At 70.3% G+C, this 17,859-nt stretch carries 9 protein-coding genes; 8 read left to right on the top strand and 1 reads right to left on the bottom strand.

What is annotated here, in order from left to right; all coding sequences use genetic code 11:
- Positions 1-245 precede the first annotated feature (245 nt).
- The 5 genes from V4Y03_RS04685 to V4Y03_RS04665 all read left to right on the top strand — a co-directional run bounded on the left by V4Y03_RS04685 (position 246) and on the right by V4Y03_RS04665 (position 13,776).
- On the top strand, positions 246-9,041 hold the full coding sequence (locus V4Y03_RS04685; protein ID WP_332434102.1) for a polymorphic toxin-type HINT domain-containing protein: 8,796 nt from the start codon (positions 246-248) through the stop codon (positions 9,039-9,041).
- Complete coding sequence (locus V4Y03_RS04680) at positions 9,035-9,433, top strand: hypothetical protein (protein WP_332434101.1); 399 nt, start codon at positions 9,035-9,037, stop codon at positions 9,431-9,433. The genes V4Y03_RS04685 and V4Y03_RS04680 overlap by 7 nt, the downstream gene beginning before the upstream one ends.
- Before the next feature lie 176 nt (positions 9,434-9,609).
- The gene (locus V4Y03_RS04675) at positions 9,610-10,806 is read left to right on the top strand and encodes an acyl-CoA dehydrogenase family protein (RefSeq protein ID WP_332434099.1); all 1,197 of its coding nucleotides are present in this window, start codon (positions 9,610-9,612) and stop codon (positions 10,804-10,806) included.
- 699 nt (positions 10,807-11,505) lie between these two features.
- A complete protein-coding gene (locus V4Y03_RS04670) occupies positions 11,506-12,639 on the top strand; it encodes a hypothetical protein (protein WP_332434098.1) in 1,134 nt (377 codons plus the stop codon).
- A gap of 45 nt (positions 12,640-12,684) precedes the next feature.
- Positions 12,685-13,776 (top strand): phosphotransferase family protein, encoded by a 1,092-nt coding sequence (locus tag V4Y03_RS04665; protein ID WP_332434097.1) that lies wholly within the window; start codon positions 12,685-12,687, stop codon positions 13,774-13,776.
- Between the two features lie 10 nt (positions 13,777-13,786).
- Here the strand turns inward: V4Y03_RS04665 and V4Y03_RS04660 are convergent, their stop codons facing one another.
- Positions 13,787-14,155 (bottom strand): hypothetical protein, encoded by a 369-nt coding sequence (locus tag V4Y03_RS04660; protein ID WP_317875389.1) that lies wholly within the window; start codon positions 14,153-14,155, stop codon positions 13,787-13,789.
- A gap of 225 nt (positions 14,156-14,380) precedes the next feature.
- Between V4Y03_RS04660 and V4Y03_RS04655 the strand changes: the two genes are divergently transcribed.
- The 3 genes from V4Y03_RS04655 (at position 14,381) to V4Y03_RS04645 (ending at position 17,846) form a co-directional block, all read left to right on the top strand.
- Positions 14,381-14,821 carry an Lrp/AsnC family transcriptional regulator gene (locus V4Y03_RS04655; RefSeq protein WP_317875390.1) on the top strand — a complete coding sequence of 147 codons (441 nt, stop codon included), beginning with the start codon at positions 14,381-14,383 and terminating at the stop codon, positions 14,819-14,821.
- A 133-nt stretch (positions 14,822-14,954) separates the two neighbouring features.
- Positions 14,955-16,598, top strand: a complete 1,644-nt coding sequence (locus V4Y03_RS04650) for an amidohydrolase (protein WP_332434096.1) — start codon at positions 14,955-14,957, stop codon at positions 16,596-16,598.
- A 471-nt stretch (positions 16,599-17,069) separates the two neighbouring features.
- Entirely contained in the window at positions 17,070-17,846 is a 777-nt protein-coding gene (locus V4Y03_RS04645; RefSeq protein WP_317877465.1) for a polyprenol monophosphomannose synthase, read from the top strand.
- Positions 17,847-17,859: the final 13 nt, after the last annotated feature.

Raw genomic sequence — 17,859 nt, 5'->3', positions numbered from 1 at the left:
CGCCGTGATCCGGCCCAAGTAACCGAACCGGCCGGCACCGTGATCAAGGGGCGGGAACGGCCTGGACGGTCGCCCCCTCACGCCAGTCAGAACTCCCGTTGCCGGATCGTGACCGCACGGGAGGGGCTTGTCCAGAAAGCCTGTACGAACGACCCGGCTCGCGAGCTACCGTCGGTAACGCAGGGGGCCGGGGGTCGTTGGACGACTCGTGCTCCGGGGACGTCCGGCGGTACGGGGGCTCTTTGATGACTGTCCAGCGCGTGGTCCGCGGCCGGACGGGCGTGACCATCATCCTGGCCATGGTGCTCACCATGTCCGGGCTGACCTCGCCCGGGCTGCTGCGCAGCGCCGCCGCGACGGTGCCGGACGCCGGGTCGGCGGTCACCGGGCCGGAGGGGCCGGAGGGCACGTCGTTCAACCCGAACCAGATCAAGGACATCAAGGCGGCCGACCCCGGCTCCGGGGTGAACCTGGTCGAGGCGCCCTCGGCGAACAGCAGCGGTGACGCGCGACTGTCGTACCCGCTGGAGGTGCCCAAGGGCCGCGCGGGCCTGGAGCCGAATCTGGCCGTCACCTACAACTCGTCGGGGACGAACGGGTGGCTCGGCGTCGGGTGGGACCTCGCCACCCCGATGGTCACGGTCGACACACGGTGGGGTGTGCCGCGCTACGACGCCGGACTGGAGACCGAGACCTACCAGCTCAACGGTGAGCAGTTGACCCCGGTGGCGCACCGGAGCGCGTTGCAGGCGCGCACTGCGGAGAAGGTGTTCCACTCCCGGGTGGAGGGCGGCCGGTTCGACCGGATCGTGCGCCACGGCGACAGCCCCACGAACTACTGGTGGGAGGTCACCGACAAGCAGGGTGTCCGCACGCTCTTCGGCGGCACGGCCGACAGCACGCTGGCCGACGGCAAGGGTCGCGTCGCCACCTGGGCGGCGCGGGAGGTCCGCGACGGCAACGACAACGTCCTGCGCTTCCGGTACGCCAAGGTGGCTGACGGCGGCACGGCGGGCTCCGCGGTGCCGGGCAGCGACCTGTACCCGCAGAAGATCACCTACACCGGCCGCGGCGACACCGACGGCAGGTACTCGGTGACGTTCATCCGGGACCGTGAGCGCGGCGAGCCCCGCCGGTCGGACGTGCGGATCGACGCCAAGTACGGGTTCAAGAAGGTCACCGCCGACCTGCTGCGGCGCGTCGAGGTCAAACTGGACGACCAGCTGATCCGAGCCTACGAGCTGAACTACCGGACCGGCGCGTTCGCCAAGACGCTGCTCACCTCGGTGTCGCAGTTCGGCGAGAACAACCAGCTGTTCAACACCCACACGTTCGACTACTTCGACGATGTGCGCGACCAGTCGGGCGACTACAACGCCTTCGCCACCGCCGCGGGTTGGGCGGTGCCGGATGACGACCTGGGGGTGAACATCCGCGAAGGCGAGGCCAGCGCGATCTCGGCGAACACGTCGGCCGGCTTCGGCGCGCACCTGTTCGCGGGCTACAACCTGCAGGGGCTGACGACCAAGGAGGGTGCCGTCGGGTTGAAGGTCGGGTTCAGCGCGGGCCAGTCCGACGGCCTGTCGACACTGACCGATGTGAACGGCGACAACCTGCCGGACAAGGTGTTCCGCAAGAACAACGACGTGTTCTACCGGCCCAATCTGGCCAGACCAGGGGGTGAGCCGAAGTTCGGCGACACGCCGATCAAGCTCACCGATCTTCCGGGAATCTCGACCGAGCGCACGCTGTCCGGCACCATCGGCGTCGAGTCGTACGTCCTCACCACCTCGGCCCAGCTGGACTTCGTGGGCACCACGACCACCTCGGACCGGTTCTTCAGCGACGTCAACGGCGACGGCATAGCCGACCTGGTGAACAACGGCGGCGTGCTGTTCGGTTACCTGGACGCGAAGGGGCAACCCGCCTACAGCGCGGACTCCACCCGCACCCCGGTGCCGATCGGGGGCGGCGCGGTGACCGGCGAGATCGTCGGCGATCAGACCGCGCAGTTCAACCAGCAGGTGGACAACTCGCCACTGCTGGACACGGTGCGCCGCTGGGTCGCGCCGTTCGACGGCAACGTCCGCGTGGACGGCCGCGTCCAGCTGACCCAGGATCCCTCCCCGGCGCGGGCTGCCTACACCAAGGCCGACGGCGTGCGGGTCACCATCCAGCACAAGGACGCCGAACTCTGGGCGCAGCGGATCGGCCCCGATGACCACACCGAGTTCACTCCGGGCAATGTGGCGTCGATTCCGGTGAAGAAGGGCGACGCACTCTACTTCCGCACCCAGTCCGTTCTGGACGGCAAGTACGACACCGTGGCGTGGGACCCGGCGATCACCTACACCAACCTGCCGGCCGGCACGGACGCGAACGGGCTGGCGGACACCGTCTTCCGCGCGTCGGCCGACTTCAGCTTCGGTGGCAGGCCGTCCTTGGTGACCGTGCCGGTGAACGGCACGTTGCGGCTGACCGGTGACGTGGTCAAGTCCAAGGCGACCTCGGACGACGTGACCGTCGTGATCGAGAAGGGCAACGGCGTCCACCCCGGCACGGAGGTGTTCCGCAAGGTCCTGCCCGCCGGGTCGACCGGCACCACCGCGATCGACGTGAGCATTCCGGTCAGCACGTTCGAGAAGATGTCGTGGAAGCTGAAGACCGACTCCCCGATCGACGCCTCGGCGGTGAGCTGGGCGCCGAAGGCGCACTACACGGCCGCCCAGGGGGTCGAGTCGGTCGTCGACGCCGCCGGCGATCCCACGATGGTGATCACCCCGCCGTACGACATGACCATGTACCCGGCGGACACCCTCACCGCGCCGCAGCAGTCCTACAAGGCCACCACGACCGGCCAGTTGAAGGTGCGGCCGAAGATCTCCCTCAACTTCGGGCTCCTCGGTGACGCCAAGATCGCGTTCACGGTGAAGAAGCGCGGCGGGCAGCTGCTCGGCAAACGGATCTTCCAGGCCAAGGACACCTTCTTCGGCGGCCCGAACCTGGACCTGACCGTGCCGGTCACCGCCGGCGACGAGCTCTACATCGACTACTCCACGACGGAGACCGGACTGCTCGCCATGCTCACCGGGCAGTCCGCGTCGGTCACCTACGACGTGACCTCCAGCTGGCCGGCCTTCACCCCGGCGCCCAGCGCCATGCACGGCTCCGTCGGGCAGGGCGCCTTCGCCCAGCCCTACCGCGGCTGGGGTGTGATCGGCTACCAGGGCAACCGCGACCGCGCCACCCAACCGCTCAAGCAGGCCGAACTCACGCTGGACCAGAGCTTCAAGGACGCGCTTCCCAAGGAGCCCAAGGAAGCGGACGTCGCGCCCTTCGCCGCGAATCCCCGGCTCACCATGCCGCGGCTCGCGGTGTTCGCCCCCGTACCCGCCAAGGGCGGCTGGGCCGCTCAGGACGAGTCCTCCTGGGTCACCGCCGCGATGGCGACCAGTTCCCGCCTCGGCGCGGACACCATCGACATCGTCACCGACGCCGACGTGGCGGGTGACCGGGCGGTGATGCGCCGCGGTGTCACCGGCCAGGTGTCGGCCACCCTCGCGGCGGGCCCGTTCGGCGGCACCGTGGTCGGCGGGATCACCGCGGGTTCGGTCGACTACCTCGACCTCAACGGCGACGGCTATCCCGACGTCGTGGGCGCCAAGGAGATCCAGTTCTCCGACATGACCGGCGCGCTCGGCGCCACGCGCGGCACCCTCGGCGGCAACGTCCGCGAGGCGGACAACGTCTCCGGCAACGTGTCGCTCTCCGCGGGCAGCGAGACCGCCACCATCGCCAGCGCACTGGGCATGGCCGCGCCCGACGCGGGCACCAGCGCCAACACCGCCACCACCGGCGCGGTCCAACCGTCGCTGGGCATCGGCGGCAGCCTCGGCGGCGGCGAGTCCGACGTCCGTCTCGACCTGATCGACATCAACGGGGACGGGCTGCCGGACAAGGTGTTCGGCAACGGCGACGTCCAGTTGAACCTCGGCTACTCCTTCGCCGCCCGCGAACCCTGGTCGGCCGGACCGATCAACGACGCGTCCAGCCGCAACGTCGGCGTCAACCTCGGGTTCAACGTCGACCGCTACGGCTTCGCGGGCGGTGTCTCCGCCGAGCTGGGAACCTCGTTCACCAACGCGAGCATGACGGACGTCAACGGCGACGGCCTCACCGACCGGGTCTTCACCGACGGGGCCAACCCGATCAAGGTCGCGGTCAACACCGGCACCGGCTTCACCGCGCCCGCCCCTTTCCGCGGCAGCTTCCCCGAGATCGCCGTCGACAAGAACGCCAGTCTCGGCGCGGGCGTCTACTTCACCGTCGGCCTGCCCACTCCCGTCGGCGTCTTCGTCTTCAACCCCGGCGTCAACGCGTCCACCGGCATCAGCCGGGCCGAAACCAGCCTGCGGGACGTGAACGGCGACGGCCTGGCCGACCACGTCAAGTCCACCCGGGACAACGAACTCCTGGTCGCGGTCAACAAGACCGGTCGCACCAACCTGCTCCGCTCGGTCAGCCGGCCGATGGGCGCCCGTATCGACCTGGACTACACCCGATCGGGCAACACCGCTGACATGCAGGAGAGCCGCTGGGTGCTGTCCCGCACCTCGGTGTTCGACGGGCTCGCGGGTGATGGTGCCGACACGCGTCTGACCACCTTCCGCTACGAACAGGGCCGCTACGACCGGCTGGAGCGAGAGTTCCTCGGCTTCGGCCGCGTGGTCACCGAGGACCGCGGCACCGGCACGGACGACCCCGTTCGCCGCACGCTGACCGACGAGTACCGCACCGACGGATACGTGAGCCGCGGCCTGCTCACCCGCACGCTGACCGAGGACGGCGCCGGCCACCCGTACCGCGAGACACTCAACACCTACCGGCTGCTCGACACCTCCACGGGCCAGGAGGCCGACCCGAAGAGCCGGACCGCCACCGTCTTCCCTCAGCTCACCCGTATCGAGGAAAAGCACTACGAAGGCGCGGCCGCCGCGGAGAAGTCCACATTCACCGACCTTTCCTACGACGAGTACGGCAACGTCATCCGCACCTTCGACGCGGGTGACGAGGGCACCGCGGACGACCTGGAGACCGTCTTCGCCTACAGCGGCTCCGACACGCAGTGCCGCGACCGGTACCTCGTCGGCATCGCCCACGTGATCCGGCAGAAGGCCGCGGCCACCGGCGCACTCCTGCGCCACCGCGAATCCACCGTCGACTGCGTGACCGGCGTAGTGCGCCAGACACGCGAGTACCTCGACGACGACACCCCGGCCGTCTCCGACCTGACGTACCACCTGGACGGGAACCTGAAATCGGTGACCGGTCCGGCGAACGCGAAGGGGCAGCGCTACAAGCTGGAGTACGGCTACGACACCACCGTCGGCGTACACGTCGAGTCCGTCGAGGACAGCTTCGGCTACCGCTCGTCCACGGCGTACAACCTCAAGTACGGGCAGCCCGAGAGGAACACCGACCACAACGGCCAGCCGCTCCGGATGTCCTACGACAGCGTCGGCCGACTCGACACGGTGACCGGGCCCTACGAGAAGGACGGCGACCGGGCCACGATCACCTTCGGCTATCACCCCGAGGCGACCGTCCCGTACGCCACGACCAAACACCTCGACCGTGCCTCCTCGGGCGTACGCGACGACACCATCGACACCGTCACCTTCAGCGACGGCCTCAAGCGTGTCCTGCAGACCAAGAAGGACGCCTCGGTGTCCGCCTCGCCGGGGGCCACGCCCACCCAGGTGATGACGGTCTCCGGCCGGCTGAAGTTCGACTCCCTCGGCCGCGCCGTGGAGAAGTACTACCCGGTGACCGAGGACAAGGGAGCCGCGAACACCGCGTTCAACCTCTCCTTCGACTCCGTGGCACCCACGAAGGAAACCTTCGACGTCCTGGACCGGTCGGTCAGGACCGTCCAGCCGGACGGCGTCACCACCAGCACCGGATACGGCTTCGGCAAGGACCGGGCGGGCACGACCCGCTTCGAGCGGACGGTGACCGACGGCAACGGCAAGGAGCGCCGCACCTACACCGACCTTCGAGGTGCCGTCACCTCGGTGAAGGAGTTCGACGGCTCCTCGGAGATCTGGACCAGCTACGCGTACGACCCCACCGGCCAGGTCACGACGATCACCGACGACAAGAACAACGTCACGCGCGCCGGCTACGACGCGCTGGGACGCCGCACTTCGTTCGACAGCCCGGACGCCGGGCGCTCCGAGACCCGCTACGACCTCGCCGGGAACGTCACGTCGAAGATCACCGCGAACCTGCGGGCAGCGGACAAGGCCGTCGAGTACGACTACGAGTACTCGCGGCTGAAGGCCATCCGCTACCCGACGTTCCCGGGCAACAACGTCTCCTACGAGTACGGAGCCCCCGGCGCACCGGACAACGCGGCCTCGCGCGTCACCGAGGTCCACGACGCGGCGGGAACGGTGAAGCGCACCTACGGGGCGCTGGGCGAGGTGATCCAGGAGACCCGCACGATCACCGCGGTCCGCGACGCCCCGCGCACCTACACCACCGCCTGGCGCTACGACGCCTTCAACCGTGTGCTGCAGATGACCTATCCCGACGGCGAGGTCCTGACCTACGACTACGACTCGGGTGGCCAGGTCGGCCGGGCCACCGGATCCAAGAACGGCACCGGCTACACGTACCTGGACCGGATCGACTACGACAAGTTCGGGCAGAAGATCCTCCAGCAGACCGGCAACGGGGTGCGTACCACCTATGCCTACGACGCCGAGGACCGCCGACTCGGAGCACTGAAGTCCGTGGCGCCGGGCGGGACCGCGTTCCAGAACCTGGGCTACACGTACGACAAGATCGGCAACATCACCTCGCTGGTGAACAGCGCGCCGCAGGGCGGCGACATCGGCGGTCCGAGCAGCCAGACCTACGGATACGACGACCAGTACCGGCTCACCTCCGCGTCCGGCCAGTACACGGACAAGAACAACGCGGTCAACAAGTACACACTGAGCCTGGGCTACGACTCGATCCACAACACCACGAGCAAGTCGCAGACCCACGAGGTCACCGGCGGCACCCCGGCCTTCCCGGTCGGAGGCGGCGGGGCCGGGCCGATCGAACCGGTCGAGGACCCGTCCAACCCGGGCGACGTCCAGGACCGGACCACCTACGACTACACGTACGCCTACGACGGCGCCAAGCCGCATGCCCCGAACAAGGTCGGTCCGATCAGCCATGCCTACGACGCCAACGGCAACCTGACAGGCACGGTCAACACCGCCGTCGCCGACAAGCGCCGGCAGTACGTGTGGGACGAGGAGAACCGCCTCGTCTGCAACCAGGACACGGCGACCGGCACCCTCACGCAGGACCCGAGCGGCTGCGCCGGCGCCACCGTCTCCTACGTCTACGACGACAAGGGCGACCGCCTCGTCAAGCGGAGCGAGGACGGGCTCTCGCTGTACCCGAACCGCTACTACAGCGAACGCGACACCACCGGCTACAAGCACGTCTTCGTCGGCGACAGCCGCGTGACGACCAAAACCGTCGAGACCACCGGTCCCGAGGACGCCCAGCAGTTCTTCCACGCCGACCACATCGGCTCCTCCGGCTATGTCACCGACAAGCAGGGCAGGGTCATCGAGCACCTGGAGTACTTCCCGTACGGGGAGACCTGGGTGGAGGAACGGACCGGACAGGCGGACACGCCCTACCAGTTCACCGGCAAGGAACTCGACGCGGAGACCGGCCTCTACTACTACGGAGCCCGCTACTACAACCCACGGACACAGCTCTGGGCGAGCACCGACCCGGCGCTGCCCGACTACCTCGACGGGGACATGGCGGGCGGCATCGCCGAGCCGCGCAACCTCGCCGCCTACACCTACACCCACAACAACCCGGTCAAGCTCACCGACCCGACCGGCAAGTGGCCGAGGATGCCGTCGTGGAAGACGATCGGCCACACCACCCTCGACGTCGTCGGCATGGTCCCGGTCGTCGGTGAGGTCGGCGACCTGGCCAACGCGGGCTGGTACGCCGCGGAAGGCGACTACGTCAACGCCGGCCTCTCCGCCGCCTCGGCCATCCCGGGCGCGGGCTACGCGGCGAACGCCGCCAAGTACGGCAACAAGGCACTCGACGCCGCACAGGCCGCCAAGACCGCCAACAACGCCGCCGACGCGGCGAAGACCGCCAAAGCGGCCGACACCGCACCCGTCCCGAAGGCGGCGGACAGCCCTCCCGCACCGAAACCGGCCGACACCGGGGCAGGGGGCTGTGGCACCGGCAACAGCTTCACCCCGGACACCATGGTCGTGATGGCCGACGGCAGCAACAAGGCCATAGAGCAGGTGCGTGTCGGCGACAAGGTCACCGCCACCGACCCGGTGACCGGAGAAACCGGCCCTCGCACGGTCACCGCGCTCATCACCGGTGAGGGCCAGAAGAACCTGGTCGAGATCACCGTCACCAACCCCGTCGGAAATTCGGGCAAGGTCGTCGCGACGGACAATCACCCGTTCTGGGCGCCCGAACTCGGCAAGTGGGTGTACGCCAAGGAAATCGTCCCCGGAATGCTGCTGCGGACCGGCAACGGCTCTTACACCCAGGTGAGCGCCGTGCGCGCGTGGACCCAGCACAAGCGGGTCCACAACCTCACGGTCGATGACCTGCACACGTACTATGTGCTGGCGGGGGCCACGCCGGTCCTGGTTCACAATGCAACGCCAGGCCAGAAGTGCGATCTGACGCTGGGCGCCGGCCCGAACGCCCGAGAGGGAGTAGCCCTGGAGAATGGCGATATCGAGGCAGCCGGTGTTCGAGATCTGATCAATGACTCAGGAAATGCGCATGGCTGCCACACTTGTGGTGCCACAACGCCTGGCACCAAGGACGGGGACTGGATTCCGGACCACCAGCCGCCGTCTAGTCTCGTCGGTCCCGGGTCTCCTCAGACGGCGTATCCTCACTGTCTGCCTTGCGCCAGGAGGCAGGGTGGAGTCGTCTCACAACTTTCACAAGGAAGGAGCGAGAAGGAATGGTAGCTGATAGCCCTGTGGTTTCATTCCTGGCAAAAATCGAGCACGGATGCCTGATCTTGCGAGATGCGGGAAGTGACGATGACGTCAGCGACTGGGATCCGGCGTCGAACAGCTGGTATCAAGAGGGCAGTTCACTCATCTTCGGCGTTCAGGCCAGTGTCGATGGTCCTGTTGAATGCGAGGTATGGAAGTCGATTCCACCTGTGATGCTTCCTGCGAGCCTCTTCGTGACGTCACTCCCATGTTCGTCCGGGTGGCTCGTATTGCACGACCCGAACGAATACGCCCGCATGCAATTCACGGGATTCCGTGGCTCTGTGGCCTGTTCGGTAATGGTCGATGATCTGCAATTTCCGTCAAAAATTCAGATCTTGCTGAGGGCGGAAGCTAATTAGCTTCTTGATGCTTGCAGGGCCGTGCGAGGCTCCAATCGGGGGTCCCGCCTGCTTCTCGCATGCGGCGTCCTTCTGCGATCCGCTCGACGCCCGCGTGATGCCCCGTACCCGAACGGGCATACTCCCCGCGACCCGCGCGCGGCACGTCCGCGCCCGGCAGGGAGGAGCGTCCCGCCATGGATGACACCACCGCCGACGGCGTGGAACGTCGGCTGCCCACCGACGAGGCTCGTGAGCTGCTCGCCCTGACGCGGGACATCGCCCGGCGGGAGATCGCTCCCCGCGCCGCCGAGGAGGAGACCGCCGGGACCTTTCCCCGTGAGCTGTTCGCCCTGCTCTCGCGCTCCGGGCTGCTCGGACTGCCGTACGACCCCCAGTACGGCGGGGGCGGCCAGCCCTACGAGGTGTACCTCCAGGTGCTGGAAGAACTCGCCGCCGCCCGGCTCACCGTGGGCCTCGGGGTGAGCGTCCACAGTCTCTCCTGCCACGCGCTCGCCCGCTACGGGACCGAGGAACAGCGGGCCGCCCACCTGCCCGCCATGCTCGGCGGCGGCCTCCTCGGCGCGTACTGCCTCTCCGAACCCTCCGCCGGGTCGGACGCGGCGGCGCTGCGCACCCGCGCCGTCCGGCAGACGGCGGACGGTGCGGACACCGGGGGCGGCGACTGGGTCATCGACGGCACCAAGGCCTGGATCACCCACGGCGGTATCGCCGACTTCTGCACCGTGCTGGCCCGTACCGGCGGCCCCGGCGCCCGTGGCATCACCGCCTTCCTCGTCCCCGGCGACGCGCCCGGACTGACCGCGGCCGCTCCCGAGCGGAAGATGGGGATGAAGGGCTCGCCGACGGCGCAGCTCCACTTCGACGGGGTACGGGTCTCCGACGCGCGCCGCCTCGGCGCGGAGGGGCAGGGCTTCGCCATCGCGCTCGACGCCCTCGACTCGGGGCGCCTGGGCATCGCCGCCTGCGCGGTGGGCCTCGCTCAGGCGGCCCTGGACGTGGCCGTGTCCTACGCGAGGGAGCGGCGGCAGTTCGGCCGGCCCATCGCCGACTTCCAGGGGCTCCGCTTCCTCCTCGCGGACATGGCGACCCTGATCGAGGCGGGCAGGGCGCTGTACCTGGAGGCGGCGCGCCTCCGGGACGAGGGGCGGGCGTTCGGCTGGTGCGCGGCGATGGCCAAACTCTTCTGCACGGACGCCGCCATGCAGGTCACGACGGACGCGGTGCAGGTCCTCGGCGGGTACGGCTACACGGCGGACTTCCCCGTGGAGCGGTATCTGCGCGAGGCCAAGATGCTGCAGATCGTCGAGGGGACCAATCAGATCCAGCGCGTGGTCATCGCCCGTCACCTGGTCGGACCAGAGTCCCGCTGACCCGTACCGTCCGGTCCGCCCAGACCGGTCCGGCCGCCAGCCTCGCCCACTCCTGGTCGCGGTGGCCCGGCAGAGCACGGCCCTGGCTCGCCCAGAGGGACAGCACGGCCTTGTAGATGGGTGGGTCCTGGGGCAGGTGGGGGTTGGGATGGGGGTGGGGGTGGACTTGCGGGTGGGGCTGGCCGTGGGCCGTCGCCGGTGCGGGGACAGGTGCGGGGACAGGTGCGGGAGCGGAGACGCTCTTCGGTACGGGGGCCGGCACCGCCACGGGCACGGGCACGGGCGCTGAGACCGTCGTCGGCGCAGGCGTGGCCACCGACATGGTCCCCAGCCGTGGGGCCGCGACCGATACCGGTACCGCGACCGGGACCGGGACCGACTCCGACACCGGCATCTGCGCCGGCAGTGCCGTCTGCCCGGGGGACTGAGGCCGCGACGAGGCCTGCGTCTCCGCCCGCGTCAGGTGGTGAACCGATTCTTCAACGGGCGGTTCCGTCTGCCGGTGCCGGCCGACTCCGCTGGGGGTGGTGTACAGCGTGGTCATGCCTGGACCAACGCGCTTCGGCGGCCGTGGTCACCCCCGAACGGATTCGAGCGGCAGTTCGCCCGGTACCCGCTGCACGACTCTGGCCCCTCGGCGCCGAACTGACGTACCGTCAGCTTCCCGCGTGGAAGCGCTCGCCGACCAGGAGGTCAGCCATGTCCGTGCACCGGAACGACGACCGGCCCGTCGCCCTCGACGAATACCCCGTGCACCAGGCGCCGCTCTCCATGAAGCACCACGTCAGCGGCGACCGGAACGCCTACGACCGGTGCATCTTCCACGTCTTCGACCACACCGGCCGCGCCCTGCTCATCGCCGGCCTCGGCGTCTACCCCAACACCGGCGTCATCGACGCCTACGCCACCCTCCACGTCGGCGACCGCCTGCACGCCGTGCGGGCCTCCGACGCGCTCGGCGACGACCGCATGAACCTCTCCGTCGGCCCGTTCACCCTCACCGTCGACGAACCCCTCAAGCGCCTCACCCTGCGCTGCGCTGCCGACCCCGACGACCCCGAGGGGCTCTCGTACGACCTCAGCTGGACCGGCGACTTCCCCGCAGTCTGGGAACCCCACCACACCCAGCGCCACGGCGGCCGGCTCACGCTCGAAGGCCGCCGTTTCGTCCAGGCCGGGCACTGCGCGGGCACGATCACGGCCGGTGGCGAGGAGTTCACCGTCACGCCGGGGGAGTGGACCGGCACCCGCGACCGCAGCTGGGGAGTCCGTCCCATCCCCGGCGAGGAGCCAGGCAGGGCCGCCGAGTTCCGGCCCGAGGGCTTCCACTGGCTCTGGATCCCGATGCGCTTCGAGGACCGCTTCCTCATGGTCATCGCCCAGGAGGACGCGGACGGCTACCGCACCCTCAACGAGGCCCTGCTGGTACGGAACGGCCACCGTGACGGCCAACTCGGCTGGCCGCGCACCGAGATCACGTACCGCACGGGCACCCGCCACCCCGAACGGGCCGTCGTCCACCTCACCGACCCGACCGGGAAGCCCCTGGAGGTCGGGGTCGAGATCCTCGCCTCCTCGCCGCTGGCCGTCGGCGCCGGCTACCCGCCCGCCACCGACTGGCAGCACGGTACCTGGCAGGGCCGCAACTGGACCGACCGACGGGTCTACGACCTCTCCGACCCGGCCGCCCACCCCATGGCGGCCTACGGCGTCACCGACCACGCCGCCCGCTTCACCCTCGACGGCCACACCGGCTACGGCATCTTCGAGCACGGCTCCTTCGGCCGCCACGACCCCAGCGGCTTCGCCGACCACACGTCAACGGCCCTCTGAGGAGGCCCGCCGACCACACGTCAACGGCCCTCTGAGGAGGCCCCCTTGGCCACCGCGCCCCGCCCCCGCACCAGCACCCGCGACCCCGAGGAGCTGGGCAGACGGCTCACCGCCTGGCTGGACCGGCACCTGCCCGGGGCCCGCGTCACCGGTCTCGCCGTCCCCGGCTCCAACGGCATGTCCAGCGAGACCCTGCTCTTCGACCTCGACCACCCGGACGCCCCGGTCCGCGGCTGCGCCCTGCGGCTCGCCGCCGACCCCGACGCGTACACCGTCTTCCCCGTCTACGACATGGCACGGCAGTACCGGGTCATGGAACTGGTCGGCGCGCACACCGACGTACCCGTGCCGCGCGTGCTGTGGCTGGAGGAGGACCCGGGGCCGCTGGGCGCCCCGTTCTTCGTGATGACCCGCGCCGAGGGGCGCGTACCGCCGGACGTCATGCCCTACACGTACGAGGGAAACTGGCTCCACGCCGCCACCGACGCCGAACGCGCCCTCCTGGAGGCCGAGTCCGTCTCCGTACTCGCCCGGCTGCACGACCAGTTCCCGGCGAAGGAGGCCGAGTTCCTGCTGCCGGACGCCGCCGGGACCCCGCTGCGCCGCCATGTCGACGCCCAACGCGCCTACTACGCCTGGGTGGTGGAGGGCCTCGCCCCCTCGCCGCTCATCGAGTCGGCCTTCGACTGGCTGGAGGCGCACTGGCCCGCCGACGAGGGGCCGGCCGTCCTCGGCTGGGGCGACGCGCGCATCGGGAACATCGTCTACGACGGCTTCACCCCCGCCGCCGTCCTCGACTGGGAGATGGCGGCCTGCGTCCCGCGCGAGGTCGACCTCGGCTGGACGGTCTACCTCCACCGCTTCTTCCAGGACCTGACCGTGGGCTTCGGCCAGCCCGGACTGCCGGACCTCCTGCGCCGCGACGCGATCGAGCGGCGCTACGCCGAGCTGACCGGACACACCCCGCGCGCCATGGAGTTCCACACCCTGTACGCGGCACTGCGGCACGCGATCGTGATGCTGAGGATCGCGTACCGGCAGGCCCACTTCGGCGAGGTCGAGGTACCCGCGGACCCCGACGGCCTGATCCTGCATCACGCCACGCTCGCGGCGATGGTGCGGGGAAGCTACTGGTGAGCGGGGAGGCTCAGGCCGCGCGCCGCATCTGAGGCACCCGGATCGGGCGCGAGCCCGGACCGCCGACGTGCGAGAACGGCTGCGTGCGCCAGTCGAGACCCTGGGGGAGCGTCAGGAGCAGTGCCGTGTCCTGCTCCTGGACCTCCAGGGTGTCGTCGGCCGGACGGGCCGCGGACGCCGACAGGCCCGTACCCGGGCAGACCGTCAGGACGAAGGGGTTCCACGGCGTGGGGCAGAGCGCGTGCTCCGGCAGCACGTCCTCGTCCGCGAGCAGCGCGATGGGCTGCACGCACTCCGGGCAGACGACCCGGAACATCTCAAAGGTGTCGTACGCGTCGAGCTCGTCGGACGTGTCGACCGAATCAACAGGCTCCTGCATGGAGAATCTCCCCCTCGGGTGGGTCGGCCGGATCTGTGCGGCCTCGACCACAGCAAGCACTTCCCATGCGGTCGTCCGCATAACCGTGTGGCAGTACCTCAGGGCAGACGCAAACCTGTGGCGTTCGTCACATGCCCGTCGCAGGTGCCCCGTGGCGGCCCATACCCCCCGATAGCGGTCGACCCCGTCGCTGCCGCGCGCGTCCGGGAGCAATAGGGTCACCGCATGGAGGAGCTGGATCGTCAGATCGTCGAGTTGCTCGTCAAGGACGGGCGCATGAGCTACACCGACCTGGGCAAGGCCACCGGCCTGTCCACGTCGGCGGTGCATCAGCGCGTCCGCCGCCTCGAGCAGCGCGGAGTCATCCGCGGCTACGCCGCAGTGGTCGACCCGGAGGCCGTGGGGCTGCCCCTGACCGCCTTCATCTCGGTCAAACCCTTCGACCCCAGCTCCCCCGACGACACCCCGGACCGGCTCGCCGACATCCCGGAGATCGAGGCCTGCCACAGCGTCGCGGGTGACGAGAACTACATCCTCAAGGTCCGCGTCGCCACACCGCTGGAGCTGGAGCACCTGCTCAGCCGCATCCGCTCGCAGGCCGGCGTCTCCAGCCGCACCACCGTCGTCCTGTCCACCCCGTACGAGGCCAGACCGCCCCGCGTGTGACGCCGGGCGACCGGGCGGGTGCCCGTGACCCGGCCGGAATCCGGCGCCGGCCGACCCGGCCTGTGACGCGGCCGACCCCGCCGAGGGGGACCTGCCGGACAAACCGGGTCCCGGCAGGTCCTAGCCTGGTCGCATGAGTGAGTCCATGCCTGCCGCATCTCCCGCCGAACACCGCACCGTGCTGCTGCGCGGCGGGGAAGTCCACAGCCCCGCCGACCCCTTCGCCACCGCCATGGTCGTGGAGCGCGGGCACGTCGCCTGGGTGGGCTCGGAGGGCGCGGCCGACGCGTTCGCCTCCGGCGTGGACGAGGTGGTCGACCTGGAGGGCGCGCTCGTCACCCCGGCGTTCGTCGACGCGCACGTGCACACCACCGCCACCGGTTTCGCCCTCACCGGGCTCGACCTGTCCTCGGCCGCCTCGCTCACCGAGGCGGCGGAGATGATCCGCGCCCACGCCGCCGCCCGCCCCGAGGACCGCATTCTCGTCGGCCACGGCTGGGACGCCTCCCGGTGGCCCGAGCGCCGACCTCTCACCCGTACCGAACTCGACGGACTCGCCGGCGGCCGGCCGCTCTATCTCACCCGGATCGACGTCCACTCGGCCGTCGTCACCACCGCCCTCCTCGACCTGGTCCCCGGCGTCCGCGACCTCGACGGCTTCCACGACGGAGAGCGGCCGCTGACCGGGGACGCCCACCACGCCGTGCGCGCCGCGGCCTTCGGCGCCGTCTCCGCCCGCCAGCGCACCGAGGCCCAGCGCGCCGCCCGAGGCCGCGCCGCCTCCCTGGGCATCGGCACCCTGCACGAGTGCGGCGGCCCGCAGATCTCCTCCGAGGAGGACTTCACCGGCCTCCTGGACCTGGCCCGCGAGGAGGCCGGGCCCCGCGTCGTCGGCTACTGGGCCGACCTCGACGTCGAGCGGGCGCGCGCCCTCGGGGCCCTCGGCGCCGCCGGGGACCTGTTCGCCGACGGCTCCCTCGGCTCCCACACGGCCTGCCTCCACGAGCCGTACGCGGACCACGCCGACGCCGCCCACACGGGCGCCGCCCATCTGGACGCGACCGCCGTCGCCCTCCATGTCGTGGCCTGCACCGAGGCCGGCCTCCAGGCGGGCTTCCACGCCATCGGGGACGCCGCCGTGACCGCCGTCGTCGAGGGCGTCAGGGCCGCCGCGGAGAAGCTCGGCCTGGCCAGGATCCGGGCGGCCCGGCACCGCGTCGAGCACGTCGAGATGCTCACCCCGGAGACGATCGCCGCCTTCGCCGAGCTGGGTCTCACCGCCTCGGTGCAGCCCGCCTTCGACGCGCTCTGGGGCGGCGACGAGGGCATGTACGCCGACCGGCTCGGCGTCGAGCGGGCCCGCACCCTCAACCCGTACGCGGCCCTGCTGCGCGCCGGTGTGCCGCTGGCCTTCGGCTCCGACAGCCCGGTGACCCCGCTCGACCCCTGGGGCACCGTCCGGGCCGCCGCCTTCCACCGCACCCCCGAGCACCGGATCTCCGCCCGGGCCGCCTTCACCGCCCACACCAGGGGCGGCTGGCGGGCGGTGGGCCGGGACGACGCCGGGACGCTGGTCCCCGGCGCCCCCGCCGACTACGCGGTCTGGCGCACCGAGGAACTCGTCGTCCAGGCACCCGACGACCGGGTGGCCCGCTGGTCCACCGACCCGCGCTCCGGTACGCCCGGTCTGCCCGATCTGTCGCCCGGCGCCGATCTCCCGGTCTGCCTCCGCACGGTCGTGCACGGGCAGACGGTGTTCGTACGGCCGAACGAGTGATGTAGGGATATGTCCCACCCGTGACGCCTGTTCCGCACGCTTGTCCCCGACCTGCGGATCTTCCCCTCCGGCCTGGGGTTTTGCTACGTATCCGCAGGTCAAGCGGGTGTTGACAGTCGCCCGTCAGGGGCGGGTAGGTTCTCCGCGTCCACCAAAGGACGTCCGACCGGACCGCACTCCCCGCACAGTCGCCGTACGCCGCCCGCGCCTCGGCCGCGAGGGAAGGTTTCTCCGGAGGAAGGTGCGACCCGGGTGGGGCCCGGACGTTCAGTAGACAACGGCTCTCGGTCGACCCGCAGCCAGCGGATCCCAGGTCGGACCGAAGGACGACGGGCCCCGCACCGCACGCGATCTGTCCCTGTGGTCCGTTCCGCCCCACCGTGTCACCCGTCCCACCCGACCCGCCGCGCCGGAGCACGCCGAGGACCTCGCTATGGTGGGGGCCCTGTGTATGTATCCGAAGGGGCAGTAGTGAACGACGGTGGCCAGAGGCGTTACGGCCCGCTCGGCAAGGCCTTGGTGATCATTCCGACCTACAACGAGGCGGAGAACATCAAGCCGATCGTCGCGCGGGTACGGGAATCCGTACCCGAGGCGCACGTTCTCGTCGCCGACGACAACAGCCCCGACGGCACGGGCAAGTTCGCGGACGAGATCGCGTCCGAGGACGACCATGTGCACGTCCTGCACCGCAAGGGCAAGGAGGGGCTCGGCGCGGCCTACCTCGCCGGCTTCCGCTGGGGCATCGAGCACGGCTACGGCGTGCTCGTCGAGATGGACGCCGACGGCTCCCACCAGCCCGAGGAGCTGCCGCGGCTGCTCACCGCCCTCAAGGGCGCGGACCTCGTCCTCGGCTCCCGCTGGGTGCCGGGCGGGCGGATCGTGAACTGGCCGAAGTCCCGCCAGTTCATCTCCCGCGGCGGCAGCCTCTACTCGCGCGTGATGCTCGACGTGCCGATCCGCGACGTCACCGGCGGCTACCGGGCCTTCCGCAAGGAGACCCTGGAGGGCCTGGGCCTGGACGACGTGGCATCGGCCGGCTACTGCTTCCAGGTCGACCTGGCCCGCCGCGCGATCGGCGCCGGCTTCCATGTCGTCGAGGTCCCGATCACCTTCGTGGAGCGGGAGATCGGCGACTCGAAGATGAGCCGGAACATCGTCGTCGAGGCGCTGTGGCGGGTCACCGGCTGGGGTCTGACGGCGCGCGCGGAGAAGGTCGGCAAGCTGCTCGGCCGCAAGTCCTCCTGAGCCCCTTCTGATC

The sequence above is a fragment of the Streptomyces sp. P9-A4 genome (assembly GCF_036634195.1).
Classification (GTDB): Bacteria; Actinomycetota; Actinomycetes; order Streptomycetales; family Streptomycetaceae; genus Streptomyces.
Note: the sequence above shows the minus strand (reverse complement) of the source record. Positions and strands in the feature narration are given on the sequence as shown.

Bases quoted from the DNA above. Each gene is read 5' to 3' on its own strand.
- V4Y03_RS04685 (WP_332434102.1), top strand. From the start codon at position 246: ATGACTGTCCAGCGCGTGGTCCGCGGCCGGACGGGCGTGACCATCATC.
- V4Y03_RS04680 (WP_332434101.1), top strand. From the start codon at position 9,035: ATGGTAGCTGATAGCCCTGTGGTTTCATTCCTGGCAAAAATCGAGCAC.
- V4Y03_RS04675 (WP_332434099.1), top strand. From the start codon at position 9,610: ATGGATGACACCACCGCCGACGGCGTGGAACGTCGGCTGCCCACCGAC.
- V4Y03_RS04670 (WP_332434098.1), top strand. From the start codon at position 11,506: ATGTCCGTGCACCGGAACGACGACCGGCCCGTCGCCCTCGACGAATAC.
- V4Y03_RS04660 (WP_317875389.1), bottom strand. From the start codon at position 14,155: ATGCAGGAGCCTGTTGATTCGGTCGACACGTCCGACGAGCTCGACGCG.
- V4Y03_RS04655 (WP_317875390.1), top strand. From the start codon at position 14,381: ATGGAGGAGCTGGATCGTCAGATCGTCGAGTTGCTCGTCAAGGACGGG.
- V4Y03_RS04650 (WP_332434096.1), top strand. From the start codon at position 14,955: ATGAGTGAGTCCATGCCTGCCGCATCTCCCGCCGAACACCGCACCGTG.